Below are 25,750 nucleotides of genomic sequence, written 5' to 3' on the forward strand. Positions count from 1 at the left end.
GTGCCCGGCCGTGCTCCGGCGGTGCTCAGGCCTTCGCCAGCACCCCGTCGACCAGCGCCTTCGCCTCCTCCTGGATCCGGGCGAGGTGCTCCGGGCCCTGGAACGACTCGGCGTAGATCTTGTAGACGTCCTCGGTGCCGGAGGGGCGGGCGGCGAACCAACCGGTGGCGGTGGTGACCTTCAGCCCGCCGATCGCCGCGCCGTTGCCGGGGGCGGCGGTGAGCGTGGCGGTGATCGGCTCACCGGCCAGTTCCGTGGCGCCGACCTGCTCCGGGGAGAGCTTGCCGAGCACCGCCTTCTGCCGCCGGTCGGCCGGGGCGTCGATCCGGGCGTACGCGGGCGCGCCGAAGCGCTCGGTCAGCTCGGCGTAGTGCTGGCTGGGGGTGCGCCCGGTGGTGGCGATGATCTCGGCGGCGAGCAGGCAGAGCAGGATGCCGTCCTTGTCGGTGGTCCAGGTGCTCCCGTCGCGGCGCAGGAAGGACGCGCCGGCGCTCTCCTCGCCGCCGAAGCCGACCGCGCCGTCGAGCAGGCCGGGCACGAACCACTTGAACCCGACGGGCACCTCCAGCAGCGGCCGTTCCAGGTCGGCCGCGATCCGGTCGATCATGGAGGAGGAGACCAGCGTCTTGCCGACCGCCGCGGCCGGGCCCCACTGCTTGCGGGTACGGAACAGGTGGCCGATCGCGACCGCGAGGTAGTGGTTGGGGTTCATCAGGCCCCCGTCGGGGGTGACGATGCCGTGCCGGTCGGCGTCGGCGTCGTTGCCGGTGGAGACCTGGTAGTCGGCGCGGGCGGCGATCAGCGAGGCCATCGCGTTCGGCGAGGAGCAGTCCATCCGGATCTTGCCGTCGCCGTCGAGGGTCATGAACCGCCAGGTCGGGTCGACCGTCGGGTTGATCACGGTGAGGTCGAGGCGGTGCCGCTCGGCGATCTCGCCCCAGTACGCGACGCTGGCCCCGCCGAGCGGGTCGGCGCCGATGCGCACCCCGGCGTCCCGGATCGCGTCGACGTCGATCGCGGCGGGCAGGTCGTCGACGTAGCCGGCGAGGAAGTCGTACTCCCCGGTGGTGTCGGCGGCGCGGGCCCGCGCGTACGGGATCCGCCGCACCTCCTTGAGCCCGGCGGCGAGGATCGCGTTGGCCCGGTCCTGGATCCATTTCGTGACGTCGGAGTCGGCGGGGCCGCCGTGGGTGGGGTTGTACTTGAAGCCACCGTCGTCGGGCGGGTTGTGCGACGGGGTGATCACGATGCCGTCGGCGAGGCCGCTGGTGCGGCCCCGGTTGTGGGTGAGCACGGCGTGCGACAGCGCCGGGGTCGGGGTGTAGCCGTCGCGGCTGTCCACGAGCACGGTGACGTCGTTGGCGGCGAGCACCTCCAGGGCGTCCACGGCGGCCGGCGCGGAGAGCGCGTGGGTGTCCCGGGCGAGGAAGAGCGGCCCGTCGATCCCCTGCTCCCGCCGGTGGTCGCAGAGCGCCTGGGTGACCGCGAGGATGTGGTCGGAGTTGAAGGCGTTGCGCAACGAGGACCCGCGGTGGCCGGAGGTGCCGAAGGAGACCTGCTGCCCCGGGTCGTCCGGGTCCGGGTGCTCGGCGTAGTAGGCGGTGACCAGCCGGGGCACGTCCACCAGGTCGGCGGGCTCGGCGGGCTGTCCGGCACGGGGGTGGGCCACTGCGGGATCCTCCTGTGGTTCGTGAGTCGCTGACGGGGACGTGCTCAGGGCTCGACGCGCTGCCCCTTGCCGATCACCACGATGCCGTTGTCGGAGACGGTGTAGCGCTGTCGGTCCTTCTCCAGGTCGACGCCGATCTCCGCACCCTCGGGGACGAAGACGTTCTTGTCCAGGATGGCCCGGCGGACCACGGCGTGCCGGCCGATCTCGACACCCTCCATCAGCACCGCGCCGTCCACGTGCGCCCAGGAGTGGACCTTCACCTTCGGCGAGACGACCGAGTTCTCCACCAGCGAGCCGGAGACCACCGCGCCGGGCGAGACCATCGAGCCGACCGCCCGGCCGACCCGCTCGCCCCACTGGTGCACGAACTTGGCCGGCGGCCACGGCGGCTGCTCGGTGTAGATCGGCCAGTCGAAGTTGTAGAGGTTGAACACCGGGTGCACGTTGATCAGGTCCATGTGGGCGTCGTAGAAGGAGTCCAGCGTCCCCACGTCGCGCCAGTAGCCGCGGTCCCGGTCGGTGCTGCCGGGCACCTCGTTGTCCTTGAAGTCGTAGACGTTGGCCTCGCCCCGCTCGACCAGCATCGGGATGATGCTGCCGCCCATGTCGTGCTTGCTGGTCTTGTCCTCCGCGTCGCGCTCGACGGCCTCGCAGAGCGCCCGGGTGCTGAACACGTAGTTGCCCATCGAGGCGTAGATCTGGTCCGGGGCGTCGGGCAGGCCCACCGCGTCGGTGGGCTTCTCGCGGAAGGCCCGGATCCGCCGGCCGTCCTCGCCGACCTCGATGACCCCGAACTGGTCGGCCATCGCCAGCGGCTGCCGGATGCCGGCGACGGTCACCGCCGCGCCGGAGGCGATGTGGTCCTCCACCATCTGCCGCGGGTCCATCCGGTAGATGTGGTCGGCGCCGAAGACGATCACGTGGTCCGGCTGCTCGTCGTGGATCAGGTTGAAGCTCTGGTAGATCGCGTCGGCGGAGCCGGCGAACCACCACGGGCCGCGGCGCTGCTGCGCCGGCACCGGCGTGACGTAGTTGCCGAGCAGCGTCGACATCCGCCACGTCTTGGTGATGTGCCGGTCCAGCGAGTGGGACTTGTACTGGGTCAGCACGACGATCTTCAGAAAGCCGGCGTTCGCCAGGTTGGACAGGACGAAGTCGACCATGCGGTACATCCCGCCGAACGGGACGGCCGGCTTGGCCCGGTCCGCGGTGAGCGGCATGAGGCGCTTGCCCTCTCCGCCGGCCAGGACGATCGCGAGCACCTTGGCAGCCATGTCCCGACGCTATCCATCCTGCCGCGACTTCACCACTCGTACGGGCACAGTTCCGCACCGGCGTGCGGGGCGCATTTCTGCACTATGGTGCCGGACATGACGGACTCCGCACCGCTTCGCGTCGACCTGCTGACCCGGGAGTACCCGCCGGAGGTGTACGGCGGGGCCGGCGTGCACGTCGAGTACCTGGCCCGGGAGCTGCGCCGACTCACCGACGTGCGGGTGCACTGCTTCGGCGCGTCGCGCACGGAGCCGGGCGTCACCGCGTACGCCGAGCCGGCCGGCCTGGCCGGCGCGAACGCGGCGCTGCGGACCATGGGGGTGGACCTGGAGATGGCGGCGGGCTGCGCCGGCACCGACGTGGTGCACAGCCACACCTGGTACGCCAACCTCGCCGGTCACACCGCGAAGCTGCTGCACGGGGTGCCGCACGTGGTGACCGCGCACAGCCTGGAGCCGCTGCGACCGTGGAAGGCCGAGCAGCTCGGCGGCGGGTACGCGCTCTCCTCCTGGTGCGAGCGCACGGCGGTGGAGGCCGCCGACGCGGTGATCGCGGTCAGCGAGGGCATGCGGCGCGACGTGCTGACCGCGTACCCGGCCGTGAACCCGGACCGGGTGCGGGTGGTCTACAACGGCATCGACACCGCCCAGTACGCCCCGGACACCGGCACCGACGTGGTGGACCGGCTCGGCATCGACCCGGCGCGCCCCAGCGTGGTGTACGTCGGTCGGATCACCCGGCAGAAGGGGCTGCCGTACCTGCTGCGCGCGGCCCGGGAGCTGCCCGCCGACACCCAGCTCGTGCTGCTGGCTGGCGCGCCGGACACCCCGGAGATCGCCGCCGAGGTCCAGGGCCTGGTGGCCGAGCTGCGGGCCAACCGTTCCGGGGTCGTCTGGGTGGCCGAGATGCTGCCCAAGCACGAGGTGATCCAGGTGCTCACCCACGCCACGATCTTCGTCTGCCCGTCGGTGTACGAGCCGATGGGCATCGTGAACCTGGAGGCGATGGCCTGCGAGACGGCGGTGGTGGCGACCGCGACCGGCGGCATCCCCGAGGTGGTGGCCGACGGCGACACCGGGCTGCTGGTCGGGATCGAGCAGGCCGCCGACGGCAGCGGACGGCCGCTGGACCCGGAGCGTTTCGTGGCCGACCTGGCCGCGACGATCAACGAGCTGCTGGCCGACCCGAAGCGGACCGAGGCGTTCGGTCTGGCCGGCCGTCGCCGGGCGGTGGAGCACTTCTCCTGGGACGCGATCGCGGCCCGCACCGTCGAGGTGTACCGGTCGGTGGGCGCGGCGGGCTGACCCGAGCGCGAAGCGATCTCGCGCAGTAGGTTGACGGGGTGAGCGGACGGTTCCCGATCGAAGACGTCTCCCCCGTGGTCGCCTGCGGTCGCTACCCGGCCAAGGCGGTGGTCGGCGAGGTGGTCCCGGTGTCGGCCCGCGCGTACCGGGAGGGACACGACGCGCTGGGCTGCAACGTGGTCTGGTTGGGCCCGGACGCCGTGGCGCGCCCGTTCACCCGGATGCGCCCCGGCGAGCCGGGCCAGGACCGCTGGCACGCCACCATCCGCCCGGACGCCGTCGGCGAGTGGATCTTCACCGTCGAGGCCTTCCAGGATCCCTATCTCACCTGGCAGAACGCGGTGACCAAGAAGCTCGCCGCCGGGCAGGGCGTGGCGGATCTCGGCAACGACCTGGCCGAGGGCGCACGGGTGCTCACCGAGGCCCTGGAGCTGGTGCCGGCGGCCGACGTGGCGCGGGTGCGGGCGGCGGTGGCCGCGCTGGAAGACACCGGGCGGGCGCTGCCCGCGCGGGTCGCCCCGGCGTTGGAGCTGGCCGGGCTGCTCTGGGCGCACCCGGTGCGGGAGCTGGTCACCACCGGCGCGGAGCACCGGCTCTGGGTGGACCGCCCCCGGGCGCTCTTCTCCGCCTGGTACGAGTTCTTCCCCCGCTCGGAGGGCGCGGTCCCGGCCACGGTCGACGCCCCGGCGCGGTCGGGCACCCTCGTCACCGCCATGGACCGGCTGGCCGGCGTGGCGGCGATGGGCTTCGACGTGCTCTACCTGCCGCCGATCCATCCGATCGGCCGGGTCAACCGCAAGGGCCGCAACAACTCGCTCACCGCCGGGCCGGACGACGTGGGCTCGCCGTGGGCGATCGGCGCCGCCGAGGGCGGCCACGACGCCATCCACCCCGACCTGGGTACGCCGGAGGACTTCCGCGACTTCGTCGCCGCCGCCGCCGAGCAGGGCCTGGAGGTGGCGATGGACCTGGCGTTGCAGTGCGCGCCGGACCACCCCTGGGTGACCGCGCACCCGGAGTGGTTCACCACCCGCGCCGACGGCAGCATCGCGTACGCGGAGAACCCGCCGAAGAAGTACCAGGACATCTACCCGCTGAACTTCGACAACGACCCGGAGGGCATCCGGGCGGAGGTCCTGCGGGTGGTGCTGCACTGGGTGGGCGAGGGCATCCGGATCTTCCGGGTGGACAACCCGCACACCAAGCCGTTCGACTTCTGGCACTGGCTGATCGCCGAGGTGAAGAAGGTCGACCCGGACGTGCTCTTCCTCGCCGAGGCGTTCACCCGTCCGGCGATCATGCACGGGCTCGGCAAGGTCGGCTTCACCCAGTCGTACACGTACTTCACCTGGCGCACCTCCGCCGCCGAGATGCGACGGTACTGCGAGGAACTGGTCGCGGCGGCCGACTACATGCGGCCGAACTTCTGGCCGAACACCCCGGACATCCTGCACGAGTCCCTGCAGCACGGCGGCCCGCCGATGTTCAAGATCCGGGCGGTGCTGGCCGCGCTGCTCTCCCCCTCCTGGGGCATGTACGCCGGCTACGAACTCTTCGAGCACGTGGCCCGCCCCGGCGCGGAGGAGTACCTGGACAACGAGAAGTACGAGCTGCGCCCCCGCGACTGGGCCGGCGCGCAGCAGCAGGGCCGTTCGCTGGCCCCGTTCATCGCCACCCTCAACCGGGTACGCCGCGACAACCCCGCCCTGCACCGGCTGCGCAACCTGCGCTTCCACGACATCGACAACCCGGCGCTGCTGTGCTGGTCGAAGCACGACCCGGACACCGGCAACACCGTCCTGGTGGTCTGCTCGTTCGACTCGCACACCGTGCAGTGGGGCAACACCACCCTGGACATGCCGGCGCTGGGCCTCGACTGGCACGACCGGTTCACCGTGCACGACGAGCTGACCGGCGCGAACTACGAGTGGGGCCAGCGCAACGCGGTCCGCCTCGACCCGTACCTGCAGCCCGCGCACGTGTTCACCCTGCGCCGGCCGACGGCGGGCGAGCCGGAGCCGGCGGGGAACGCCCCGGCCGGGCTGACCGTGACCGACGTGCCGGCAGACCTCTCCGGCGGCACCGCCCCGACCGCTCCCGCCCCGAAGGACGAGGACCGATGGACCAGCTGATCGCCGGCGAGACGCACGACCCGCACGCCCTGCTCGGCGCGCATCCCGCCGACGGGCGTACGACGATCCGCGCGATGCGCCGGGGCGCCGGCGACGTGGCCGTGGTGGTCGACGGCGAGCGGCACCCGATGGAGCGGGTGCACGACGTCGGCGTCTTCGAGGCCGTGGTTCCGGGCGAGGTCCTCGACTACCGGGTCGAGGCCGACGGCCGGCTCGCCGACGACCCGTACCGCTACCCGCCGACCCTCGGCGACCTCGACCTGCACCTGATCGGCGAGGGGCGACACGAACGGCTCTGGGAGGCGCTCGGCGCGCGGGTCTTCGACGAGGGTGTGGCCTTCTCGGTGTGGGCGCCCAACGCGCGCGGGGTGCGGGTGATCGGCGACTTCACCGGCTGGGGCGCCGACGACGGCTGGCCGATGCGCTGCCTGGGCTCCACCGGCGTCTGGGAGATCTTCGTGCCGGACGTGCCGGTCGGGGCCCGGTACAAGTACCGGGTCCTCGGCGCCGACGGGCGGTGGCGGGACAAGGCCGACCCCCTGGCCGCGTACGCGGAGGTGCCGCCGGCCACCGCGTCGGTGGTGCACCACTCGAGGTACGAGTGGCACGACGCGGAGTGGCTGGCGCGGCGGGCGAAGCGGCAGCCGCACCAGGAGCCGATGAGCGTGTACGAGGTGCACCTCGGCTCCTGGCGGCCCGGCCTCGGCTACCGGGAGCTGGCCGAGCAGCTCACCGCGTACGTCACCGAGCTGGGCTTCACCCATGTGGAGTTCCTGCCGGTGATGGAGCACCCGTTCGGCGGTTCCTGGGGCTACCAGGTCACCGGCTACTACGCGCCGACCTCCCGCTTCGGCGACCCGGACGAGTTCCGCCACCTGGTCGACCGGCTGCACGCCGCCGGGATCGGGGTGATCCTCGACTGGGTGCCGGCGCACTTCCCGAAGGACGAGTGGGCCCTGGCCCGTTTCGACGGCACCCCGCTCTACGAGCACCCCGACCCGCGCCGGGGCGAGCACCCCGACTGGGGCACGTACGTCTTCGACTTCGGCCGCCACGAGGTGCGCAACTTCCTGGTCGCCAACGCGCTCTACTGGTGCGACGAGTTCCACGTCGACGGCCTGCGGGTGGACGCGGTGGCCTCGATGCTCTACCTGGACTACTCCCGCACCGAGGGGCAGTGGCTGCCCAACGTGCACGGCGGCCGGGAGAACCTGGAGGCGATCGCCTTCATGCAGGGGGTCAACGCCACGGTCTACAAGCACCACGCCGGGGTGGTGATGATCGCCGAGGAGTCCACCGCCTGGCCGGGGGTGACCCGCTCCACGGCCGACGGCGGGCTCGGCTTCGGGTTCAAGTGGAACATGGGCTGGATGCACGACACTCTGCTCTACACCTCGAAGGACCCGATCTACCGTCAGCACCATCACCACCAGCTCACCTTCTCCCTGGCGTACGCCTGGAGCGAGAACTACGTGCTGCCGATCAGCCACGACGAGGTGGTGCACGGCAAGGGCTCCCTGGTGGGCAAGATGCCCGGGGACACCTGGCAGCGGCTGGCCAACGTCCGGGCGCTGCTGGCGTACATGTGGGCGCACCCGGGCAAGCAGTTGCTCTTCATGGGTTGCGAGCTGGCCGACGACCGTGAGTGGAGCGAGGAGCGGGGCCTGGACTGGTACCTGCTGCACGACCCGGCCCGGGCCGGGGTGCAGCGGCTGGTGGCCGACCTCAACGCGGCGTACCGGGCCACGCCCGCGCTCTGGGCGCAGGACACCGAGCCGGCCGGGTTCCGCTGGATCGCCGGGGACGACGTCGCCAACAACAGCGTCTCGTTCGTGCGGATCGCCCCCGACGGCGCGACCCTGGTCTGCGTGGCGAACTTTTCCGCGACGCCGCTGGAGGACTACCGGGTCGGACTACCGGCGGGCGGGACGTGGACCGAGGTGATCAACACCGACGCGCACCACTACGGCGGGTCGGGAGTGGGCAACCTCGGCGCGGTGCACGCGCAGGACGTCCCGTGGCACGGGCTGCCCGCGTCGGCCTCGCTGCGGGTGCCGCCGCTGGGCGTGCTCTGGCTCCGCCGCGACTGACGCCGCCCGCCGGTCCCCGCCCCACCCTCGCCACTGCCTGGCGGGTGGTCCGGGCACCCGGAGAGTCCGTCACCGGCAGTGATGTCAGTGGGACACCCCACCTCTCCTGTTCGCATCCTTTGCTCTGCTTCCACCGACGCACCGGTCACGGAGGGTAGCCGGCTCGTCCGACCCGGGGCGGTGCCAAAAAGAACGAAAGTCGAGGTTGGCCGGGGTGGCGCGTCCATGGCAGCAGAGCAAAGGGAACGACAGGTCCCACCGCACCCCGCCACCGCCATGACGCACAGTGACGCACGGCCATCTGTACGGTGCGTCACGTAGATGGCAGACGGGACGGCTCCTGGTCGGTCGGGGTCACCGATGTGGGCCGCCACGGGTGGGCCGCGCCGTTGCCACTCGGACGGCGACGGCGGCGACTCCACCTCTCCCCCGGCCCTGGCGGGCCGCGCCCGCTCACCCCGATGACACTCGCGCGCCTGCTTCGCTGTGTAGCTGAAATGCCGCCGATGGTCACTCTCCGCTGACATACGCGCCCGCACGGCGCACCGGCCTGAACCCCGCCCGGTGTCCACCCGTACCCCCGACCGGATGCCGGACACCCGTGACGTACGAGGCGGAGGAGCTTCGATGGCGTGGAGCAGGGGCACAACCAGGAGCCGCAGGGTGACGGGGTCGTCCCGTCAGCGAAGGGTCGCCGGCGGGGTCGCGCTCGCGGTCACCGCCGCGGCGGCGTTCGCGGTCGCGACCGGGACCGGGCAGGCGTCGGAGAACTGCCAGGGCCTGGACACCGCCCTGCGCAACAACCTGACCTTCATCGCCGGCCAGCGGCAGGATCCGGACGCCAACTCGCCGGCCCGGATCGCCAACCGGCAGGCCGTGGTCGACCAGATCCAGCAGCGCCGGGCGGCGGCCGGCTGCGACGGCCCGGTCGACGTCGCCGGGGCGGCGTGCCCGACGGTGCCCTGGGAGGTCGCCATGGCCGCCCGGCTCGACCAGGCCTGGGCGGTCACCGAACAGATGCGCGGCGAACGCGACGGCCGGCTCACCGATCCGCAGCTGACCGAGGCCCGGGTGAAGCGGCTCGGCGGGATCTTCGGCGGGATCCGCGACATCGTCCAGGGCGCGCGCCAGGCCCAGGGCGCAGCGGCGGCCGGTGGCGGCGCGGCCAACGCCGGCAGCGCGGACAGCGGCGCGGCGGCCGGCGGCGGCGCGAGCCGGGCGGCCGGCATCATCGCCGCCGTCGGTGGCCTGATCGGGCAGATCGCCGGCATCGTCGAGGCGGCCCGTCAGCAGGGCGCGGGCGAGCAGGGCGCGGGCGAGCAGGGCGCGGGCGAGCAGGGCGCGGGCGAGCAGGCCGGGGCAGAGCAAGCAGGCGCGGACCAGCAGGCCGGCGCTGAGCAGGGATCCGACCAGGCGGGCGTGGGCCAGCAGGACGCGGCGGGCCAGCAAGGTGGCGCAGACCAGGCCGGTGGGGCGCAGGCCGGTGGGGCGCAGGCCGGTGGGGCGCAGGCCGGTGGGGCGCAGGCCGGTGGGGCAGACCAGGGCGGGGCACAGGCCGGTGGCGCCAACGGGCGGCTGGCGGACCGGCTCCAGCAGATCCGGGCGCGGATCCAGCAGCTTCGGGCGATCGCCCAGCAGGTGCGCGAGGCCCGCCAGGCCGCCCGCGACCAACGCGCGCAGGACAGGGACGCCGCGCAGGACCCGGATGCCGGACAAGGTCAGGACGCCGCGCAGGACCCGAACGCCGGGCAAGGCCAGGACGACGCACCGGGTCAGGACGCCGCGCAGGGTCAGGACGGACCGCAGGGCCGAGGCGGACCGCAGGGGCAGGACGAGGCCGCCCCCGGGCCGGGTGCGGCACCGGGCCGGGCGGGCATGGCCGGTACAGGCGGCACGGGCACAGGCGAGGGTGACGCCTCGGTCTACCGGGTCGCCGACCCGAGGGTCCCGGGCTGTGGCGAGGCCCCGGCCGGTGGAGGAGCGAACGGTACCGGCGCGGAAGCGGACGCCGGCGACGGCGCGGGAGCCAACGGCGCGGGAGCGAACGACGGCGACAGCGCGCTGACCGGCTCGCGGACCGGCTGACCCGACGGACGTGGGGCGCGGGTCCGGTCGTACCTCAGACCAGGCCCGCGTCCCGCATCAGCTTCCACAGTCCGGCGCCGTCGGGCGCGGAGAGCCACTTCTGCCCCACCGGCCCGGTCGAGGACTGGCCGGCCGGCGCGGGCAGGCCACCCGCGAGCACCGACTGGGTGGGCGAGAGGCGGCGGATCGCCACCCCGGCGACGTTCTCCGGGTGGGCGGCGGCGAACTCGCGGTAGATCTCCTGGTCGTGCTGCCCGTCGTCACCGATCAGCAGCCAACGGACCTCCGGGAACTCCTTCGCCAACCGGGCCAGGGTGGCCCGCTTGTGCTCCCGGCCGCTGCGGAACCACCGGTCGGCCGTCGGCCCCCAGTCGGTGAGCAGCAGCGGACCGGCCGGGTAGAGGTGCCGGGAGAGGAAGCGGGTCAACGTCGGCGCGACGTTCCAGGCGCCGGTGGACAGGTAGAAGACCGGGGCGCCCGGGTGGGCGGTGACCAGCCGCTCGTAGAGCACCGCCATGCCGGGCACCGCGGCGCGGGCGTGCTCGTCGAGGACGAACGTGTTCCACGCGGCCAGCAGGGGCCGGGGCAGCGCGGTCACCATGACCGTGTCGTCGATGTCGGAGAGGATGCCGAACCGGACGTCCGGGTCGAGGACGCGGACCAGGGCCTCCGCCGGTTCGGCGTCGGCGACGCTGAGGCGTACCGAGGACCAGCCGGGGGTGAAGTCACCCTCGATGACGGTGTCGACGAAGCCGCTGCGGTCGGCCTGGGCCTCGTGGACGACCCCGCCCGCCTCGATCCTCACCGTGACGTGCTTGGCCGGCAGGGTGGTGAAGCTGCGCCAGCCGCGTACCTTCTCCAGTCGGCCGCGCTGCCGGGTGTCCGGGCGACCGAGCAGCACCCGGCACATCACCCGCGCCCAGCCGGGCGCGCCGTACCCGGCGTACGCGACGATGTTCATCTGCCACCCGGTGCGCCGCAGTCGGCGCTCCACCAGCTGGTGCACGGCGTCCTCGATCCGCGCGGCCCGGTGCAGGTTCGGTACGGCCAGCTGGCCTGCGGGAGTGGGTGGCACACGGCAACCCTGCCACACCCCGGCGGAACCGGCCACGCGAGGAGTCGTGGGATCGACCACGGGTGCCCGGTGCGGCGTGAAACACTCCGGTCGGGACGGCGACGGGGGCGTTGGTCGTGTCGACACCTGCACCGCAGCACCGCGCGCGGCTCGACCCGCCCGCGCTGGTCGCGCTGCTGCTCGGACTGGCCGGGGTGGGCTACCGGCTGGTCCTGACCCTGCTCACCGTCCCCAACGGCAACAGCGACGAGGCCACCTTCGGCCTGGCCGCGCTGCACATCGCCGACGGCCGGGAACGGCCGGTCTTCCTGTACGGGCAGCACTACATGGGGATGGCCGAGTCGTACCTGGCCGCGCCGCTGGTGGCGCTGGTCGGGCCGAGCTGGCCGGTGCTGCGGCTGCCCCTGCTGGCGCTCTACGCCGTCTTCCTCTGGCTGTCGTACCGGCTGACCCGCCGGCACTTCTCGCCGTGGCTCGCCGCCTTCGTGGTGGGCCTGCTCGCCCTGGGCACGGAACGGGTGGTGCGCGACCAGCTCACCGTGGTCGGCGGACGGCCCGAGGTGAAACCGGCGGTGCTGGCGATGCTGCTGATCGCGGTGGGGCTGGCCGAGCGCCGGGTGGCCCACCGCTCGGCTGCGCTCGGCCTGGCCGGGCTGCTCGCCGGGTTCGCCCTCTGGTCGGACTGGCTGATCGTGCCGTACCTGGCGGTGGCGGGGCTGCTGCTGGTGTACGCGACCCGGCGGGAGTTGCTCGGCTGGTCGGGTGTGCTGCCGGTGGCCGGGTTCGTGGTGGGGGCGGCGCCGATGCTCTGGGACAACCTGCGCGCGCCGCCGGGCAAGGACTCGCTGTCGGTGCTGCGGGAGATCAGCGCCGGGGCCGGCCCGGCGCCGCCGTGGTCGCAGCGGATCGGCGGCGGGCTGCTGGAGGGGGTGCCGCTGGCCTCCGGACTCTGCCCGGTGACCGGTTGCGCCCGCTGGCAGGAGTGGTTCGGCGTGCTGTACCCGGTGCTGCTGGTGGCCGCCGCGCTGCTCGCGCTGCGCGCGTACCGCCGCGCCGCCGGGCGGCCGACCGCCGAGCGGGTCCGGCCGGTCGCGCAGCTCACCCTGGTCGCCGGCGCGGCGCTGACCCTGATCGCGTACGTGCGCAGCCCGCTCGCCGCGACCGACCCGCTGGGCAACGCGCGCTACCTGTCGGTGCTGCAGATCTCCCTGCCGGCGGTGCTCTGGCCGCTCTGGGCGGCGGCGGTGGCCTGCTGGCGGGGCACGGTCGGGGCCCTCGGACGGCTGGCCGGAGCGGCCGCCACCGCCGTGCTGACCGGGCTCACCGCCACCGCCGTGGTGGCCACCGGCCTCTTCGTCACCGGCCTCGACGCGACCCGCGCCGACCAGCGCCGGGCCGTCGACCTGGCCGCCGCCGTACGCGCCACCGGCCTGCGCGAGGTGTACGGGGACTACTGGACCTGCAACCGGCTCACCTTCGACACCGGCGAGCGGGTGGTCTGCGCGGTGCTCGACGACGCCCTCACCCCCGGGCAGAACCGCTACCAGCCGTACTGGCGGCAGGTGGGGCGGGCGGAGCGTCCCGGGTACGTGCTGCCGGTCGGTTCCCCGGCGGAACGCCGGCTGCGCCGGCTGCTCGGCGACGGTGCGGACGCCGCCCGGCTGGTCGAGGTGGCCGGGTATCGCGTGTACCACCCGCCGAGCGCCGTACGGCCGTGGCGCTGAGACCGGCCCGTACGCTGGCCGCGTGCTCATCCTGCTCCCGCCCTCCGAGGGCAAGGCCGACGCCGGCACCGGCCGCCGACTCGACCTCGCCAGGCTCTCCCTGCCCGAGCTGACCCCGGCCCGGGAGGAGGTGCTGGCCGCGCTCATGGCGCTCAGCGCCTCCGGTGACGAGGCGGCGCTGGCCGCGCTCGGGCTCAGCGCCGGCCAGCGAGGCGAGCTGGCCCGCAACGCGCGGCTGGACCGGGCCGCCACCGCGCCGGCCGGGCAGGTCTACACCGGGGTCCTCTACGAGGCGCTGGACCTGACCACGCTGCCCGCCCCGGCGCTGCGGGCGGCCCGCCGCTCGGTGCTGATCAGCTCCGGGCTGTGGGGCGCGGTACGCCTGACCGACCGCATCCCGCCGTACCGCTGCCCGATCGGGGCACGGCTGCCGCAGGTGGGCGCGCTGTCGGCGTACTGGCGGCAGGCGCTGACCCCGGCGATGGAGGCGGCGGCCGGCGACGGGCCGGTGCTGGACCTGCGCTCCGGCGCGTACGCCGCCACCTGGACGCCGCGCGGCGAGCGGGCCGGGCGGACGGTGACCGTGCGGGTGCTGCACGAGCGGGAGACCGACGGCGGGGTGACCCGGACCGTGGTCAGCCACTTCAACAAGGCCACCAAGGGGCGGCTGGTGCGCGACCTGCTGGTCGCCGGCGCCCGGCCGCGCAGCGCCGCCGGACTGGTCACCGCGCTGCGTGACCTCAAGTACACGGTCGAGGAGCAGCCGGTGGCGCCCGGCCGGCCCCGGCAGCTCGACGTGGTGGTGACCGTCCTCTAGGCCAGCCGCAAGATTTCCTCAAGGCTCGGCCGGATCAGTGGAACCGGGCCGGGCCGACGGGTGACGGTATGGGGATCCCGAGCCGACGAAGGAGCGGTCGATGGCCCCGCACACCACCCTGCTCGACCGGCCCCGCCCGTCGTCGCCCCCGCCGCCGATGGACTGGCTGACCCTGGGCGACGCGTTCGAGGTGGCCTGTCTGGTCCGCTGCACGCCCCCGCCCGCCGCCGGTCGCGGCCCGGCCGAGCCGTACCGGCCGGTCGCGGAGTTCAACCGGCCGGAGGCCGCGCTGCGGCTGCGGCAGCTGCTGACCCGGCTGGACGTGCCGGTGGATCACGAGGTGGTCAGTGGCGGCCTGCGCCGCCGCTACGAGCTGCACCGGCTGCACGTGCCGGGCGAGCACCGGGCGACGTACGCCGAGCTGTGCGAGTCGGGGTGGCGGCGGGGCCGCCGCGAACTGCTGGGCGGGCCGGCGCCCGGCGCGTCGACCGCCCGGGCGGCCTGGCGGTGCCGGCTCGCCGCGGCGGCCTGGCGCTCCGCGCTGCTCGCCGGCGGGCGGCACGTGCGCCGGCACATCCTCGGCGTCCGGCTCACCGACCGGGAGCTGGCCGCCGTGCTGGTGCGCGGCGCCGCCCTGCTGGAGGTGCCCGCCCTGCTCCGCCCGGGGGCCGGCTGCTTCGTGGTGAGCGTGGCCGACGGCCCGGACCGCCGGAAGATCATGGAACGCGCCGCCCTGGCCCCTGCCCGGCCGCCCGCCTGAGGCGCCCCCGCTGCCCGGGGACCGGGCTCAGGTTGCGCCGGGGGCGGTGCACGGCGCAGAGTGCTGCCCGTGAGCCGATGCTGGTCCGCCCGGCGGCGCCTGGCCGCCCCGTCCGCGCTGCTGATGCTGCTGGTCCTGGCGGCGGCCGGGCTCGCCGGCTGCCGGGAGTCCCCCGCCGAGCCGGTGGTGATCCGGATCGCCACCGGCAGTCCGACCGCGGTGTACCACGCCTTCGGGCAGTCGCTGGCCGCCATCCTCAACCGGGAGCTGCCCGACGTGCGGGCCAGTGTGGTGGTCACGGCGGCCTCGGCGGAGAACATGCGCCTGGTCGGCGCCGGTCAGGCCGAGCTGGGTTTCACCCAGGCCGACGTGCTGCCCACCGGTCCGGCGTCGCGGCCGTCGGTGCTCGCGGTGGCCCGGGTCTACGACGACCTGCTGCACCTGGTCACCACCGCCGGCGGGCCGGTCCGGACGGTCGCCGACCTGCGCGGCAGGCGGGTCTCGGTGGGCGCGCCCGGCTCCGGCACCGAGGTCACCGCGACCCGGCTGCTGGAGGTGGCCCGGCTCGGCGGCGACCGGGTACGCCAGCAGCACCTGGGCCTCGACGACTCGGTCGCGGCGCTGCGCGAGGGCCGGATCGACGCGTTCTTCTTCTCCGGTGGGCTGCCGGTGCGCGCGGTGGACGAGCTGGCCGACGACTCGGCCACCCGGATCGTCGACCTCGGCGAGTGGACCGAGCCGCTGCGGCGCAGCTACCGCGAGGTGTACGTGGCGCGGGACATCCCGCGCTCGGTGTACGACGTGGACCCGGTGACCACGGTGGCGAACCCGAACTACCTGACCGTCCGCGCCGACCTGCCGGAGCCCCTGGTGCGGGAGGTGACCCGGCTGCTGATGGAGCGCCGGGCCGAGTTGGCGGCGGCGCACCCCGCCGCCGGCCGGATGAGCCCCCGCTCGGCGATCGCCACCGCGCCGTTGCCGCTGCACCCGGGCGCGGCGCAGTGGTACCGCTCGGTCAAGCCCTGACGGCTCAGCCCTCTCCGGCCGGTCGCGTCGCCGGTACGACCACCCCGGGGGCCGCCCCGGTCCCGCCCGGGCCGTCGTCGTCGGTCGGCGTCGCGGCGGCGGGAGTCCCGCCGGCCGGGGCGACGTCGGGCGTCGACCTACCGGCGGGAAGGCGTACGGCCGTCCCGGCGTCCGGCGTGCCGTCCCCGGGGGCCGGGAACCACACCTCGGCGACCAGGCCGCGCGGGTCGCCCGCGCGCATGGTGAGCCGCCCGTCCGAGGCGTCGACCAGCACCGCGACGATGGTCAGCCCCAGCCCGGCCCCCTCGACGTTCTGCGCGTCCGGCGCCCGCCAGAACCGCTCGGTCGCCTGGTCGAGCTGGGCCGGGGTCATGCCGGGGCCGGTGTCGCACACCTGAAGGGCGGTGCCGCCGTCGACCTGCCGGACGGTCACCGTCACCTCGCCCTGCGCACCGCTGAACTTGACCGCGTTGTCGATCAGCGCGTCGAGGGCCTGGTCGACGGCGGTGGGTACGGTCCGGGCGTACGCCGGGCCGTCGGCGCACAGCCGCAGCGTCACCGCGCGGTGCCGGGCCAGCGGCTGCCACGCGGCGACCCGGGAGGCGGCGAGCTCCGCCGCGTCGACGGTGACCCGCTCGTTCTCCTCCCGCTCGGCGCGGGCCAGGGTGAGCAGCGCGTCGAGCACCAGGGCCAGCCGGTCGGTCTCCTCCAACGCCAGCCGGTGTTCGGCCCGACCCTCCGGGTCGGTCAGGCTCGACCCCAGCTCCTCCACCCGCAGCCGCAGCGCGGTCAGCGGGTTGCGCAGCTGGTGGCTGGCGTGCGCCACGAAGGCACGCTGCCGGTCCATCACGTCGGAGACCACGTCGGCCATGTGGTTGAAGCTGGCCGCGAGCCGGCGCAGCTCGGGCGGGCCGAGCTGATGCTGCACCCGCGCGCCCCGGTCCCCCTCGGCGATCTCGTGGGTGACCGCGTCCAGCTCGGTCACCGGGCGCAGCACCCAGCCGGCCAGCCCGAACGCGGTGGAGACGCAGGCCAGCACGGCGATCAGCCCGATGAAGGCCAGCAGCAGCCACCAGGCGGTGACGGTGCGCCGGACCTTGTCCGCCGGGGTGGCGGTGACCACCGCGCCGAGCACCTCGCCGCCGTCGTTGATCGGCACCGCCACCACCAGCGGGCCGTCCACCCACGGCCAGACGGACTCGGGGGCGCTGAACTGCTGGCCGGCCAGGGCGGTCGCCAACGCCGCCTCGGTGCCCGGGCCGGTCCGCCAGGCCGGCGACACCACGACCGTGCGTCCGTCCCGGTCGACGACGGCCGCGCCGATGCCGTACAGCTCGTCGTAGGCGGCGAGTTCGCCGCTCAGTGGCCCGGGCACGTTGCCGCGCAGCGCCGGCCCGGCCAACGAGGCGAACCGGGTCGCGTCGGCGAGCCGGTCGGCACGGACCCGGTCGGTCTCCCGGGAGGCGAGGGTCGCCGCGAGCGGCGTCTCCAACGCCATGAGCACCAGCACCATCAGCAGCAGGTAGCTGATGACCAGTCGACGGCGCACCGCGGGCCCCTCTACTCGCCGCGGAGCCGGTAGCCGACCCCGCGGACCGTCTCCACCAGGCGCGGGTCGCCCAGCTTGCCGCGCAGCGAGCCGACGTGCACCTCGACGGTGTGCCGGTCGGCCCAGGTCGTCCCCCACACGTCGAGCAGGATCCGGTCGCGGGGCACCGCGACGCCGGGCTGGCGGGCCAGGGAGAGCAGGATGTCGAACTCCTTGCGGGTCAGCGCCACCGCACGCCCGTCGACGGTGACCGTACGGGCTGCAGCGTCGATGCGGACCGGTCCGGCCTCGATCAGGTTCCGCGCCGGCACGGTGTGCGCCGCGCGGCGCAGCACCGCCTCTATCCGCGCCTGGAGTTCGACCATGGAGAACGGCTTCACCACGTAGTCGTCGGCGCCGAGGCGCAGCCCGAGGACCCGGTCCCGCTCCTCGCCCCGGGCGGTGACCGCGATGATGCCGAGCTGCGGACTGCGCCGGCGCAGCTCCCGGCAGACGTCGGTGCCGTCGCCGTCGGGCAGGGTCAGGTCCAGCAGCACCAGGTCGCAGGGGGCGGCGGAGAGCGCGGCGGCGACGGTGGCGGCGTGCTCGACCTCGTACCCGCGCCGGGTCAGCGCCGAGGAGAGGGCGGCGGCCACCCGTCGGTCGTCCTCGACCAGCAGGATGCGCACCGGTGACTCCCTTTCGTCGTACGGATGACGTGCGAATGGTGGCAGAAGAGCGCGAGCGGCGGGAGGCCCGCCTCCGGCGCGGGCGTCCGGCGGGTCGGATCGGGCGAGGAGGCCCGGGCGTCGGGGGCGGGTCGTAGGCTGCCGGAATGATCTACAAGTTGGTGCCGATCGCGGACTGGGCGCGGGTGGCGACCGAGCGCGAGGTGCCGCCGTCGGCCCTGGACCGCCAGGACGGGTTCATCCACCTGTCGGCGCGGGACCAGATCGTGGAGACCGCGCGGCGGCACTACGCGGGCGCCACCGGGCTGGTCCTGCTCGCCGTCGACGCCGAGCGCCTCGGCGACGGCCTGCGGTGGGAGCCGTCCCGGGGCGGCGCGCTCTTCCCCCACCTGTACGGGGCGCTGCCGGTCGAGGCGATCGTCGGGGCGCACGAGCTGCCGGCGGACGTGCCGGTCGCGGACGCGGTCGCCGACCTGCTGGGCTGACGGGCCGACGCGCGCGGGCCCGGGACGACGCGGTGTCGTCCCGGGCCCGCCCGGTGCCGGTGGGGTCAGCGGCAGAGCCGCGCGATCTCCTCCTGGAAGCGTTCCATCGGGTTCGCCTCGGCCGGGCCGAGCAGGTACGTCTTCAGCTCGCGCCGGGCCTCGGTCATCGGGTCGTCGCCGGCCCGGGTCAGCGCGAGGATCTTCTCCAGCTCGCCGCAGTCCACCGAGAGCAGGTACGCCGCCCGCGAGGTGGGGAAGTCCCGGCGGAACTCGTCCTCCGGCAGGCCGCTCGGGTTGGCCACCACGTACGGGCGCTGGCTCTGCACGAAGTCGGAGACGACGCTGGAGACGTCGCTGATCAGCAGGTCGGTCTGGTTGAAGCAGTCGAACAGCGCCGGGACGCGGCCGGTCACCACCCGGTGGCCGGGCCCGTCGAGGGTGGTCGCCTCGGTGTCGCCGCCGGCCGCCCGGATCAGCGCCACCAGCCGCTCGTGCACGGCCTTGGCCTCCTTGGACCGGGAGCCGGTCAGCGGGTGCGGCTTGTAGATCAGCCGTACCGCCGGCGAGGTGGTGAGCAGGCCCTTGACGATCCGCTCCCCCATCAGCACCAGCGAGGTGTGGTACGGGTCGTCGTCCAGCCAGCCCTCCCAGGTCGGGGCGTAGAGGACGGTGAACGGCCGCTGGACGGACTCCGCGCCGAAGGTGTGCACACCGGCGAGCTGCGGGCGTCCGATCTCGACGATGTCCTCGTCGCGTACGCCCACCCCGGCGCGGGCGTAGCGCTCACGACCGGCCAGGCCGGCGACCCAGACCTCGTCGTACACCTTGCTGTACGGGTTGACGCTGGCCTGCTTGTCGCTGTCGCCGTGGCCGACGAAGACGTGCTTCATGCCCGGCTCGCGCAGCATGTGGATGTTCGCGCCGACGTTGGCGGCGTAGAGGGCGGTGCGGACGCTGCCCAGCTCCAGGTTCATGAAGTCCACGCCGGCCGGTACGCAGATGACCGGCAGCCGGGTGTCGGCCAGTTCCTGGAACGCCTCCTTGCTGCGCATCAGCACGACGGCCCGCTGGTCCAGCGCCTCGGTCGGGGCCAGCCACATGTTGGCCTGGTAGACGTCCTTGGCGGGGCCGGCGAAGTAGAGCGCCACCTCGGGGCGGTGGCTGTCGAGCCAGCGCTGCACCTGCGTCAGCAGCTGGTCCTTGCCGGCGCCGGTGCCCCGCCCGCGCAGCCAGGTCAGCACGATGATCGCGCCGACCACCGCCGCGACGGCGACCGCGATCCCACCGACGACCAGGACGGGGGCGACGTCCTCCTGGACGGCCGACACGACGGCGGCCGGGATGAGCAGCACGTTGATCACGGCCATCCGTACCCCGGCGTTCTCCGCCGCCCACCGCGGGGGGCGCGGCGCGGAACGGACGGCGCCCAGCTCGATGTTGCGCACCAGCGCGGAGAGCGGGTTACGCCGGTCGATCATCGTGTTCAGCGCGCCGCCGAAGACCGCGGCCACCCAGACCGCCGCGGGCAGGAGCAGCAGCCAGGTCAGCTCGACCGAGGTGAGCTTCACCGTGGCGGCGACCAGCAGCACGGTGGCGAGGTCCCGGCTGAGCTGCCGGTAGCCGCTGTTGAGGCCGACCTTCTCCAGCAGCAGGTCCGACTGGGGCGAGAACCGGGTGAGGGCGTACTCGCCGACAACGGCGGCCAGCGCGGCCACGGCGAAGACGGGCACCCAGCCGAAGGTGCCCGCGACGAGCATGACCAGGTAGGACAGCACCAGCAGCGCGCCGCGGGCGGCCGTGCCGATGCGTCCAGTCAACGTGCCGAACAACGAGTACGCTCCCTACGAGATCGATGACGGGCCTGGCCCGTGGTCGTCACGTCATCACCCGACGCGTGTGCACGCGTGGCAGCCGGTCCGCCCGACCATCACGCGCAGTGACCGTCGCGGGAGCGGGCGGACCCGCCGGCGCCGTAGGCCGACCGGACGGACTCGCCCCATGGTTGAACTCCCACATCACAGTCTGTCACGGCGGCGGCCCGAGCCCTACCGGCCACCCGCGCGTACCTGCGACCTTAACGTGAGTGGACATCGAGGCGACGGGTGGGTATCGGCGTCGTTTACGGCGCAAATCCCCTCGGGTCCGATGCCGTCGACGACAGCGGTCGCAGCGCGCGGACCTGGGCGGTGGCCGCACGGGCGCGGCCCGGGCGCGGTGTGCGCCCGGGCCGCGGCTCGCGGCCTCAGTTGCCGCCCGTCGCCTGACCGGCGGTCGGGGTGCGGTAGCAGATCAGGCCGCCGGGCGACTTGCGGGAGGCGAACTTCTCCAGGTCCAGAGCGGGTACGGCCGCGGCGGTGAGCTTGTTGACCCGCCACAGGCAGACCGTGCCCACGCCCACCCGACCCATGGCGGCCTTCACCTCGTCCACCGGGACCGGCTCCTGCCCGTCGGCGAACTTGGCCAGCAGCAGCCGGTCCTTCGAGAACTGGGTGTCCAGGCCGTAGTCGGTCAGGTAGAGATCGCGGGCCAACACCACGCGGACGCGGCTGGTGACCTGCGGCATGGCCCGCATGATCGACGACGGGGCGAGGAGCAGCCCTTCGGGACGGTCCTGCCGGACGATCCAGAAGGTGGCGTTCTTGCGCACCTCCGGCATCCGCCAACTCGGCTCGGGCTGCACCACGTCGTCGGTCCACATCGGGGTGCCCGCCGTGACGAAGACGGCGACCAGCGCGCCGGGGAGCGCGACGGCGAGGGCCCGGTTCGGCCACTTCAGCCGGGGCAGGCAGAGCGTGGCCAGGACGCCGACGAGCACCGGCAGCGGCACGATCCAGGGCACCCGCCACAGCACGGCCCCCAGCCCGGTCAGGTCGCTGGCGACCGAGATCACCCCCGGCAGCAGCAGGACGGTCACCGCCAGCGCGGCGCCGGCGGCCAGCAGCCGGGGCGCGCCGCGACGCAGCAGCAGGGGCGACCACCACAGGGCCAGGCCGCCGACGACCCCGAGGATGCCGAGCCACAGCGAGAGCATCCAGACGAGCTGCGGCTCGCGCCACTCGGCGTAGGTGGCGACGGCCTGGTCGATCCCGCTGGTGGTGAGCCGGGTGACGATGCCGGAGCCCAGCGGGTAGACCGACGCGGCGGCGAAGCAGAGGAGCGCGTCGCGTACCCGCCGGGTGACGACGAGGATCGCGAAGGCCGCGGCAGCCGCCAGCAACGGCAGCAGGATGACCGCGGTGGTGGTCAACCCCACGGCGCCGACGGAGAGCAGCGCGAGCAGCGCCAGGGCGCGACGGGAGCGGGTCTCCAGGTAGTCGGTGAGGTACACCCAGGCCAGCGGCACCAACGCGTGCAGGAAGACGCTCTTGCCCTGGGTCAGCCGGGGCAGGTGGTAGGTGTTGTACGCGTCCGGGTGACCGGCCACGAACACGATGTACGTCGCCGCCACGGCGAAGACGAGCAGCGCACGGCGTGGAGCCCAGCGTTGACAGATCCGCCACAGCGCGAAGACCACCCCGACGGCCAGCAGCGGGAGCATCAGGTACCACGTCGCCGACGCGGCGTGCACGCCCAGGGCGCGGGCCAGCGCCCCGATGAACACCTCGAACGAGGGGATCGGCGGGTTCGCCGAACCGGCCGGCAGGACGCCCTCGGTGAGCAGGAAGTCCCGGTACGGGATCTCGTCGCGCTCGGCCACCCAGACCGACTTGCCGACGTAGAAGACGTCGTCGAGGGAGACCCGGGCGATCCGCGTCGCGTAGTAGGCCGCCGCCAGCGCGGTGACGATGACCACCAGCGACTGCACCGGCGTGGTCGCCCGCGCCGGGGTGTCCGAGTCGACGGTCGGGGTGCTCGACCCGCCCCGGGGACGGATCGACGGCCACGCGGAGACGATCGCGACCAGCCCGAGGGCGATCGCCGCCGCCCAGCGCAACGTGCCGCTGCCGTACGCGGCGAGGATCACCCCGCCGAGCCCCGCGCCGACCGGGACGGCGTAGCGGCGCAGCAGTGGCCCCCAGCCGGCGGTGGTCGACTCCCCGGACCGCCCGGCCGGGCCGGTGTCGGTGTCGGTGTGCGGCTGCGCGCCCGGGCGGCGTACGGCGAGCCACCACGCCGCGACCGCCGCGATCACCGACGTGCCGACCCAGGCGGCGAAGACCACGGACGGCCGGAGGTCGAGGACCAGGTTGAGGTGGTACAGCAGCGTCCAGAGCGCGAACGCGACCACCCCGGCGTCGGTCACCAGCACGGGGGTCGCGGCCAGCAGGGACCGCAGCCGCGCCGGGACCGACCTCGGTCCGGCGGTGCCGCTCCGCCCGGCCGACGGCCGGCTGTCCGCAGGACCCGGCCCGGGGGGCGCGACGGCGACGTGTTCGACGTGGGGCACGGAACGTCCTTGTCGTCGTACGGATGAAGATGCAGGGAAGTGTGCTGTACGGCCAGGTGTCGAAACGGCGGCTCCAGCACGGCCGGGCCAGCCTAACGGAATCCGGCAGGAGGCCATGTCCCCGCCGAAGGTGACACGCACGGCACTCAACCGACGACCGGCGCCTCACGCTGGCGGGGCAGTTCGCTGCCCGCGCCGAGGCCGGCCGCGACCGCGCCGGCCAGGGTGTCGAGGTACGTGTCGGTCAGCGGGGTGCGGGCGATGGCGAGCCGCCAGTAGAGGGGGCCGACGATCAGGTCGACCGCGGCGTCCGGGTCGGTGCCGGCGGGCAGTTCGCCGCGCTCCACCGCCCGGGCGATCAGCCGGCCGCCGATCTCCTGCTGCTTGGCGCGCAGCACCTGCTGCAGGGTCTGGTCGATGGTCGGGTTCCGGGCCGCCTCGGCGAGCAGGTCCGGGATGATCTGCGAGGCCAGCGGGTGGCTCAGCGCGTGCGCCACGACCTGGAACAGCAGCGCCAGGTCACCGCGGAGGGTGCCGGTGTCCAACGCGGGCAGCTTGCTGCCGGCGGCGGCCACCACGGTCTCCAGGACCAGCTCCAGCTTCGAGCTCCACCGGCGGTAGATGGCCGTCTTGCTGACCCCGGCCCGGCGGGCGACCGCCTCGATCGAGAGCCGGCCGTAGCCGACCGCGGCGAGCTCCTGCATCAGCGCCCGCCGGATGGCCCTGGTGATGTCGCCCCGCAGCACTGCGGCGCCGGCCGGCGTACGCCTCTTCTCGCTGGTCATCGGGGTATCTCCGCACCTGTCACGCAGGCCAGGGTAGCGCAACGACGGTACGGTTGCGTCCCGACGTGTTTTGCACTACCGTCCACGCAGCGACGAGGCGGCCCTCCGCGTCCAGCTCCCTCTAAGATTCCATCGTCGCGCGCATCCCTTTGGCACGAAAGATCGGAGCGCCCTTCCATGGCCGACACCGCGCTGGTCGACCCCGCAACGGGCCTGACCCAGGCGCAGCTGGCCGCCCGGCACGGACTACGGGTCGCCGGCGAGCGTCCCTCCCTGGCCGAATACAGCCGCCGGCTGTGGGCCTACCGGCACTTCATCGCCGCGTACGCCAACGCCAAGCTCGTCGCCTCGTACAGCAACGCGAAGCTGGGTCAGATCTGGCAGGTGCTGACCCCGCTCACCAACGCCGCGGTCTACTACCTGATCTTCGGCGTGGTGCTGGAGCAGAACGAGATCCCGAACTTCATCGCGTACCTGACCACCGGGCTGTTCATCTTCAACTTCACGCAGAGCGCCGTGCTGGCCGGCACCCAGTCGATCAGCGGCAACCTGGGGCTGATCCGGGCCCTGCACTTCCCCCGGGCCAGCCTGCCGCTGGCCGCCACGCTGACCCAGTTCCAGCAGCTGCTGGCGTCGATGGTGGTGCTGATCGCCATCGTGCTGGTGACCGGCGAGCCGATCACCCTGGACTGGCTGATGCTGGCGCCGGCGCTGCTGCTGCAGGCACTGTTCAACGCCGGGGTGGTGATGGCGTGCGCCCGGATGGGCGCCAAGGCCGGCGACCTGAAGCAGGTCATGCCCTTCATCCTGCGCACCTGGATGTACGGCTCCGGCGTGCTGTACAGCGTGACGCTGTTCACCCGGCTGCCGGAGTGGGCGGCGACGGTCATCCAGTACAACCCCATGCTGGTCTACATCGAGCTGGCCCGGCACGCGCTGCTGGAGCAGGCGCCGGTGCTCAACGGGTCACTGGTCCAGCTCTGGCTGGTCGCCCTGGCCTGGGCCCTGGTGACCGGGGTCGGTGGCTTCATCTACTTCTGGCGCGGCGAACAGGAGTACGGCCGTGGTTGAGCACTACGAGGCGTCCAACGACGCGACGATCACCCTGCCCCGGGTCGAGGAGCGGGTCCCCACCGAGGACCGGATCCCCACCGTGGTGGTGGACGACGCGCACGTGATCTACCGGGTGCACAAGGGCGCCGGCGGCGGCACCACCCCGGTGGCCGCGCTGCGGCGGCTGGTCAAGCGCACCTCCGCGCCGAACGTGCGGGAGGTGCACGCGGTGAAGGGGGTCACCTTCACCGCGTACCGGGGCGAGGCGATCGGGCTGATCGGCAGCAACGGCTCGGGCAAGTCGACCATCCTGCGGGCCATCGCCGGGCTGCTGCCGGTCAACCGGGGCGCGGTCTACACCCAGGGCCAGCCCTCGCTGCTCGGCGTGAACGCGGCCCTGCTCAACGACCTGTCCGGCGAGCGGAACGTCACCCTGGGCTGCCTGGCCATGGGCATGCACCCGGACCACGTGGCCCGGATCGCCCCGGAGATCATCGAGTTCTCCGGGATCAACGAGCGGGGCGACTTCGCCAGCCTGCCGATGCGCACGTACTCCTCCGGCATGGCGGCCCGGCTGCGGTTCTCCATCGCTGCGGCGAAGAAGCACGACGTGCTGCTGATCGACGAGGCCCTCGCCACCGGCGACAAGGGCTTCCGCAAGCGCAGCGAGAAGCGGGTGCGCGAACTGCGCGAGGGCGCCGGCACGGTGTTCCTGGTGAGCCACCAGCTCTCCTCGATCCGGGACACCTGCGAACGGACGATCTGGCTGGAATCGGGCGTCCTGCGAATGGACGGACCGACAGACGAGGTCATTCGGGCATACGAGGCATTCTCGAACAGCAAGTAGAATTGCCCTGAACGCC

At 73.7% G+C, this 25,750-nt stretch carries 18 protein-coding genes and 1 pseudogene; 11 read left to right on the forward strand and 8 right to left on the reverse strand.

Annotated elements, in window-relative coordinates; genetic code table 11:
- Window positions 1-25: 25 nt before the first annotated feature.
- A complete protein-coding gene (gene pgm, locus ACPFP2_RS11970; RefSeq protein ID WP_424088918.1) occupies window positions 26-1,669 on the reverse strand; it encodes a phosphoglucomutase (alpha-D-glucose-1,6-bisphosphate-dependent) in 1,644 nt (547 codons plus the stop codon).
- 44 nt (window positions 1,670-1,713) lie between these two features.
- The gene (glgC, locus tag ACPFP2_RS11975; protein ID WP_424088920.1) at window positions 1,714-2,946 is read right to left on the reverse strand and encodes a glucose-1-phosphate adenylyltransferase; all 1,233 of its coding nucleotides are present in this window, start codon (window positions 2,944-2,946) and stop codon (window positions 1,714-1,716) included.
- A 96-nt stretch (window positions 2,947-3,042) separates the two neighbouring features.
- On the opposite strand from glgC, the gene glgA reads away from it, so the two are divergent.
- The 4 genes from glgA (at window position 3,043) to ACPFP2_RS11995 (ending at window position 10,558) form a co-directional block, all read left to right on the forward strand.
- Window positions 3,043-4,251: a glycogen synthase gene (gene glgA / locus ACPFP2_RS11980; protein ID WP_424088922.1), complete on the forward strand. Its 1,209-nt coding sequence runs from the start codon at window positions 3,043-3,045 to the stop codon at window positions 4,249-4,251.
- Between the two features lie 38 nt (window positions 4,252-4,289).
- Entirely contained in the window at window positions 4,290-6,383 is a 2,094-nt protein-coding gene (locus tag ACPFP2_RS11985; RefSeq protein ID WP_424088923.1) for a maltotransferase domain-containing protein, read from the forward strand.
- The gene (glgB, locus tag ACPFP2_RS11990) at window positions 6,371-8,473 is read left to right on the forward strand and encodes a 1,4-alpha-glucan branching protein GlgB (RefSeq protein WP_424088925.1); all 2,103 of its coding nucleotides are present in this window, start codon (window positions 6,371-6,373) and stop codon (window positions 8,471-8,473) included. The genes ACPFP2_RS11985 and glgB overlap by 13 nt, the downstream gene beginning before the upstream one ends.
- Window positions 8,474-9,136: 663 nt before the next feature.
- Complete coding sequence (locus ACPFP2_RS11995; RefSeq protein WP_424088927.1) at window positions 9,137-10,558, forward strand: hypothetical protein; 1,422 nt, start codon at window positions 9,137-9,139, stop codon at window positions 10,556-10,558.
- 34 nt (window positions 10,559-10,592) lie between these two features.
- Here the strand turns inward: ACPFP2_RS11995 and ACPFP2_RS12000 are convergent, their stop codons facing one another.
- On the reverse strand, window positions 10,593-11,633 hold the full coding sequence (locus tag ACPFP2_RS12000; protein ID WP_424088929.1) for an App1 family protein: 1,041 nt from the start codon (window positions 11,631-11,633) through the stop codon (window positions 10,593-10,595).
- 116 nt (window positions 11,634-11,749) lie between these two features.
- On the opposite strand from ACPFP2_RS12000, the gene ACPFP2_RS12005 reads away from it, so the two are divergent.
- The 4 genes from ACPFP2_RS12005 to ACPFP2_RS12020 all read left to right on the forward strand — a co-directional run bounded on the left by ACPFP2_RS12005 (window position 11,750) and on the right by ACPFP2_RS12020 (window position 15,960).
- Window positions 11,750-13,357: a hypothetical protein gene (locus ACPFP2_RS12005; RefSeq protein WP_424088931.1), complete on the forward strand. Its 1,608-nt coding sequence runs from the start codon at window positions 11,750-11,752 to the stop codon at window positions 13,355-13,357.
- A 22-nt stretch (window positions 13,358-13,379) separates the two neighbouring features.
- Window positions 13,380-14,174, forward strand: a complete 795-nt coding sequence (gene yaaA / locus ACPFP2_RS12010; protein ID WP_424088933.1) for a peroxide stress protein YaaA — start codon at window positions 13,380-13,382, stop codon at window positions 14,172-14,174.
- Between the two features lie 100 nt (window positions 14,175-14,274).
- On the forward strand, window positions 14,275-14,934 hold the full coding sequence (locus tag ACPFP2_RS12015) for a hypothetical protein (protein WP_424088935.1): 660 nt from the start codon (window positions 14,275-14,277) through the stop codon (window positions 14,932-14,934).
- Window positions 14,935-15,057: 123 nt separating this feature from the next.
- A complete protein-coding gene (locus tag ACPFP2_RS12020; RefSeq protein WP_424088987.1) occupies window positions 15,058-15,960 on the forward strand; it encodes a TAXI family TRAP transporter solute-binding subunit in 903 nt (300 codons plus the stop codon).
- A gap of 190 nt (window positions 15,961-16,150) precedes the next feature.
- Here ACPFP2_RS12020 and ACPFP2_RS12025 read toward each other — a convergent pair.
- Together ACPFP2_RS12025 and ACPFP2_RS12030 are read right to left on the reverse strand one after the other, a co-directional pair.
- A pseudogene (locus ACPFP2_RS12025) lies at window positions 16,151-17,509 on the reverse strand (sensor histidine kinase); the annotation flags it as partial.
- An 11-nt stretch (window positions 17,510-17,520) separates the two neighbouring features.
- Window positions 17,521-18,177, reverse strand: coding sequence for a response regulator transcription factor (locus ACPFP2_RS12030; RefSeq protein WP_363866358.1), 657 nt, complete (start codon window positions 18,175-18,177; stop codon window positions 17,521-17,523).
- A 146-nt stretch (window positions 18,178-18,323) separates the two neighbouring features.
- On the opposite strand from ACPFP2_RS12030, the gene ACPFP2_RS12035 reads away from it, so the two are divergent.
- Window positions 18,324-18,662: a DUF952 domain-containing protein gene (locus ACPFP2_RS12035; protein WP_424088938.1), complete on the forward strand. Its 339-nt coding sequence runs from the start codon at window positions 18,324-18,326 to the stop codon at window positions 18,660-18,662.
- A gap of 65 nt (window positions 18,663-18,727) precedes the next feature.
- Here the strand turns inward: ACPFP2_RS12035 and ACPFP2_RS12040 are convergent, their stop codons facing one another.
- From ACPFP2_RS12040 to ACPFP2_RS12050, 3 genes are all read right to left on the reverse strand, one after another.
- On the reverse strand, window positions 18,728-20,491 hold the full coding sequence (locus ACPFP2_RS12040; RefSeq protein ID WP_424088940.1) for a CDP-glycerol glycerophosphotransferase family protein: 1,764 nt from the start codon (window positions 20,489-20,491) through the stop codon (window positions 18,728-18,730).
- 413 nt (window positions 20,492-20,904) lie between these two features.
- The gene (locus ACPFP2_RS12045) at window positions 20,905-23,049 is read right to left on the reverse strand and encodes a DUF6077 domain-containing protein (protein WP_424088941.1); all 2,145 of its coding nucleotides are present in this window, start codon (window positions 23,047-23,049) and stop codon (window positions 20,905-20,907) included.
- Between the two features lie 146 nt (window positions 23,050-23,195).
- Entirely contained in the window at window positions 23,196-23,834 is a 639-nt protein-coding gene (locus ACPFP2_RS12050) for a TetR/AcrR family transcriptional regulator (protein WP_424088943.1), read from the reverse strand.
- A gap of 177 nt (window positions 23,835-24,011) precedes the next feature.
- Between ACPFP2_RS12050 and ACPFP2_RS12055 the strand changes: the two genes are divergently transcribed.
- Together ACPFP2_RS12055 and ACPFP2_RS12060 are read left to right on the forward strand one after the other, a co-directional pair.
- Window positions 24,012-24,905, forward strand: a complete 894-nt coding sequence (locus tag ACPFP2_RS12055; protein ID WP_424088945.1) for an ABC transporter permease — start codon at window positions 24,012-24,014, stop codon at window positions 24,903-24,905.
- A 28-nt stretch (window positions 24,906-24,933) separates the two neighbouring features.
- Complete coding sequence (locus ACPFP2_RS12060) at window positions 24,934-25,734, forward strand: ABC transporter ATP-binding protein (RefSeq protein ID WP_424088989.1); 801 nt, start codon at window positions 24,934-24,936, stop codon at window positions 25,732-25,734.
- The last annotated feature ends 16 nt before the right edge of the window (window positions 25,735-25,750 follow it).

The organism is Micromonospora citrea (assembly GCF_049629545.1).
GTDB classification, from domain to species: Bacteria; Actinomycetota; Actinomycetes; order Mycobacteriales; family Micromonosporaceae; genus Micromonospora; species Micromonospora citrea_A.

What these genes read in the sequence shown, in the direction of transcription:
- ACPFP2_RS12055 (WP_424088945.1), top strand. Translation starts at nt 24,012, where the DNA reads ATGGCCGACACCGCGCTGGTCGACCCCGCAACGGGCCTGACCCAGGCG.
- glgB (WP_424088925.1), top strand. Translation starts at nt 6,371, where the DNA reads ATGGACCAGCTGATCGCCGGCGAGACGCACGACCCGCACGCCCTGCTC.
- ACPFP2_RS12015 (WP_424088935.1), top strand. Translation starts at nt 14,275, where the DNA reads ATGGCCCCGCACACCACCCTGCTCGACCGGCCCCGCCCGTCGTCGCCC.
- glgA (WP_424088922.1), top strand. Translation starts at nt 3,043, where the DNA reads ATGACGGACTCCGCACCGCTTCGCGTCGACCTGCTGACCCGGGAGTAC.
- ACPFP2_RS12050 (WP_424088943.1), bottom strand. Translation starts at nt 23,834, where the DNA reads ATGACCAGCGAGAAGAGGCGTACGCCGGCCGGCGCCGCAGTGCTGCGG.
- ACPFP2_RS12020 (WP_424088987.1), top strand. Translation starts at nt 15,058, where the DNA reads ATGCTGCTGGTCCTGGCGGCGGCCGGGCTCGCCGGCTGCCGGGAGTCC.
- ACPFP2_RS12035 (WP_424088938.1), top strand. Translation starts at nt 18,324, where the DNA reads ATGATCTACAAGTTGGTGCCGATCGCGGACTGGGCGCGGGTGGCGACC.
- glgC (WP_424088920.1), bottom strand. Translation starts at nt 2,946, where the DNA reads ATGGCTGCCAAGGTGCTCGCGATCGTCCTGGCCGGCGGAGAGGGCAAG.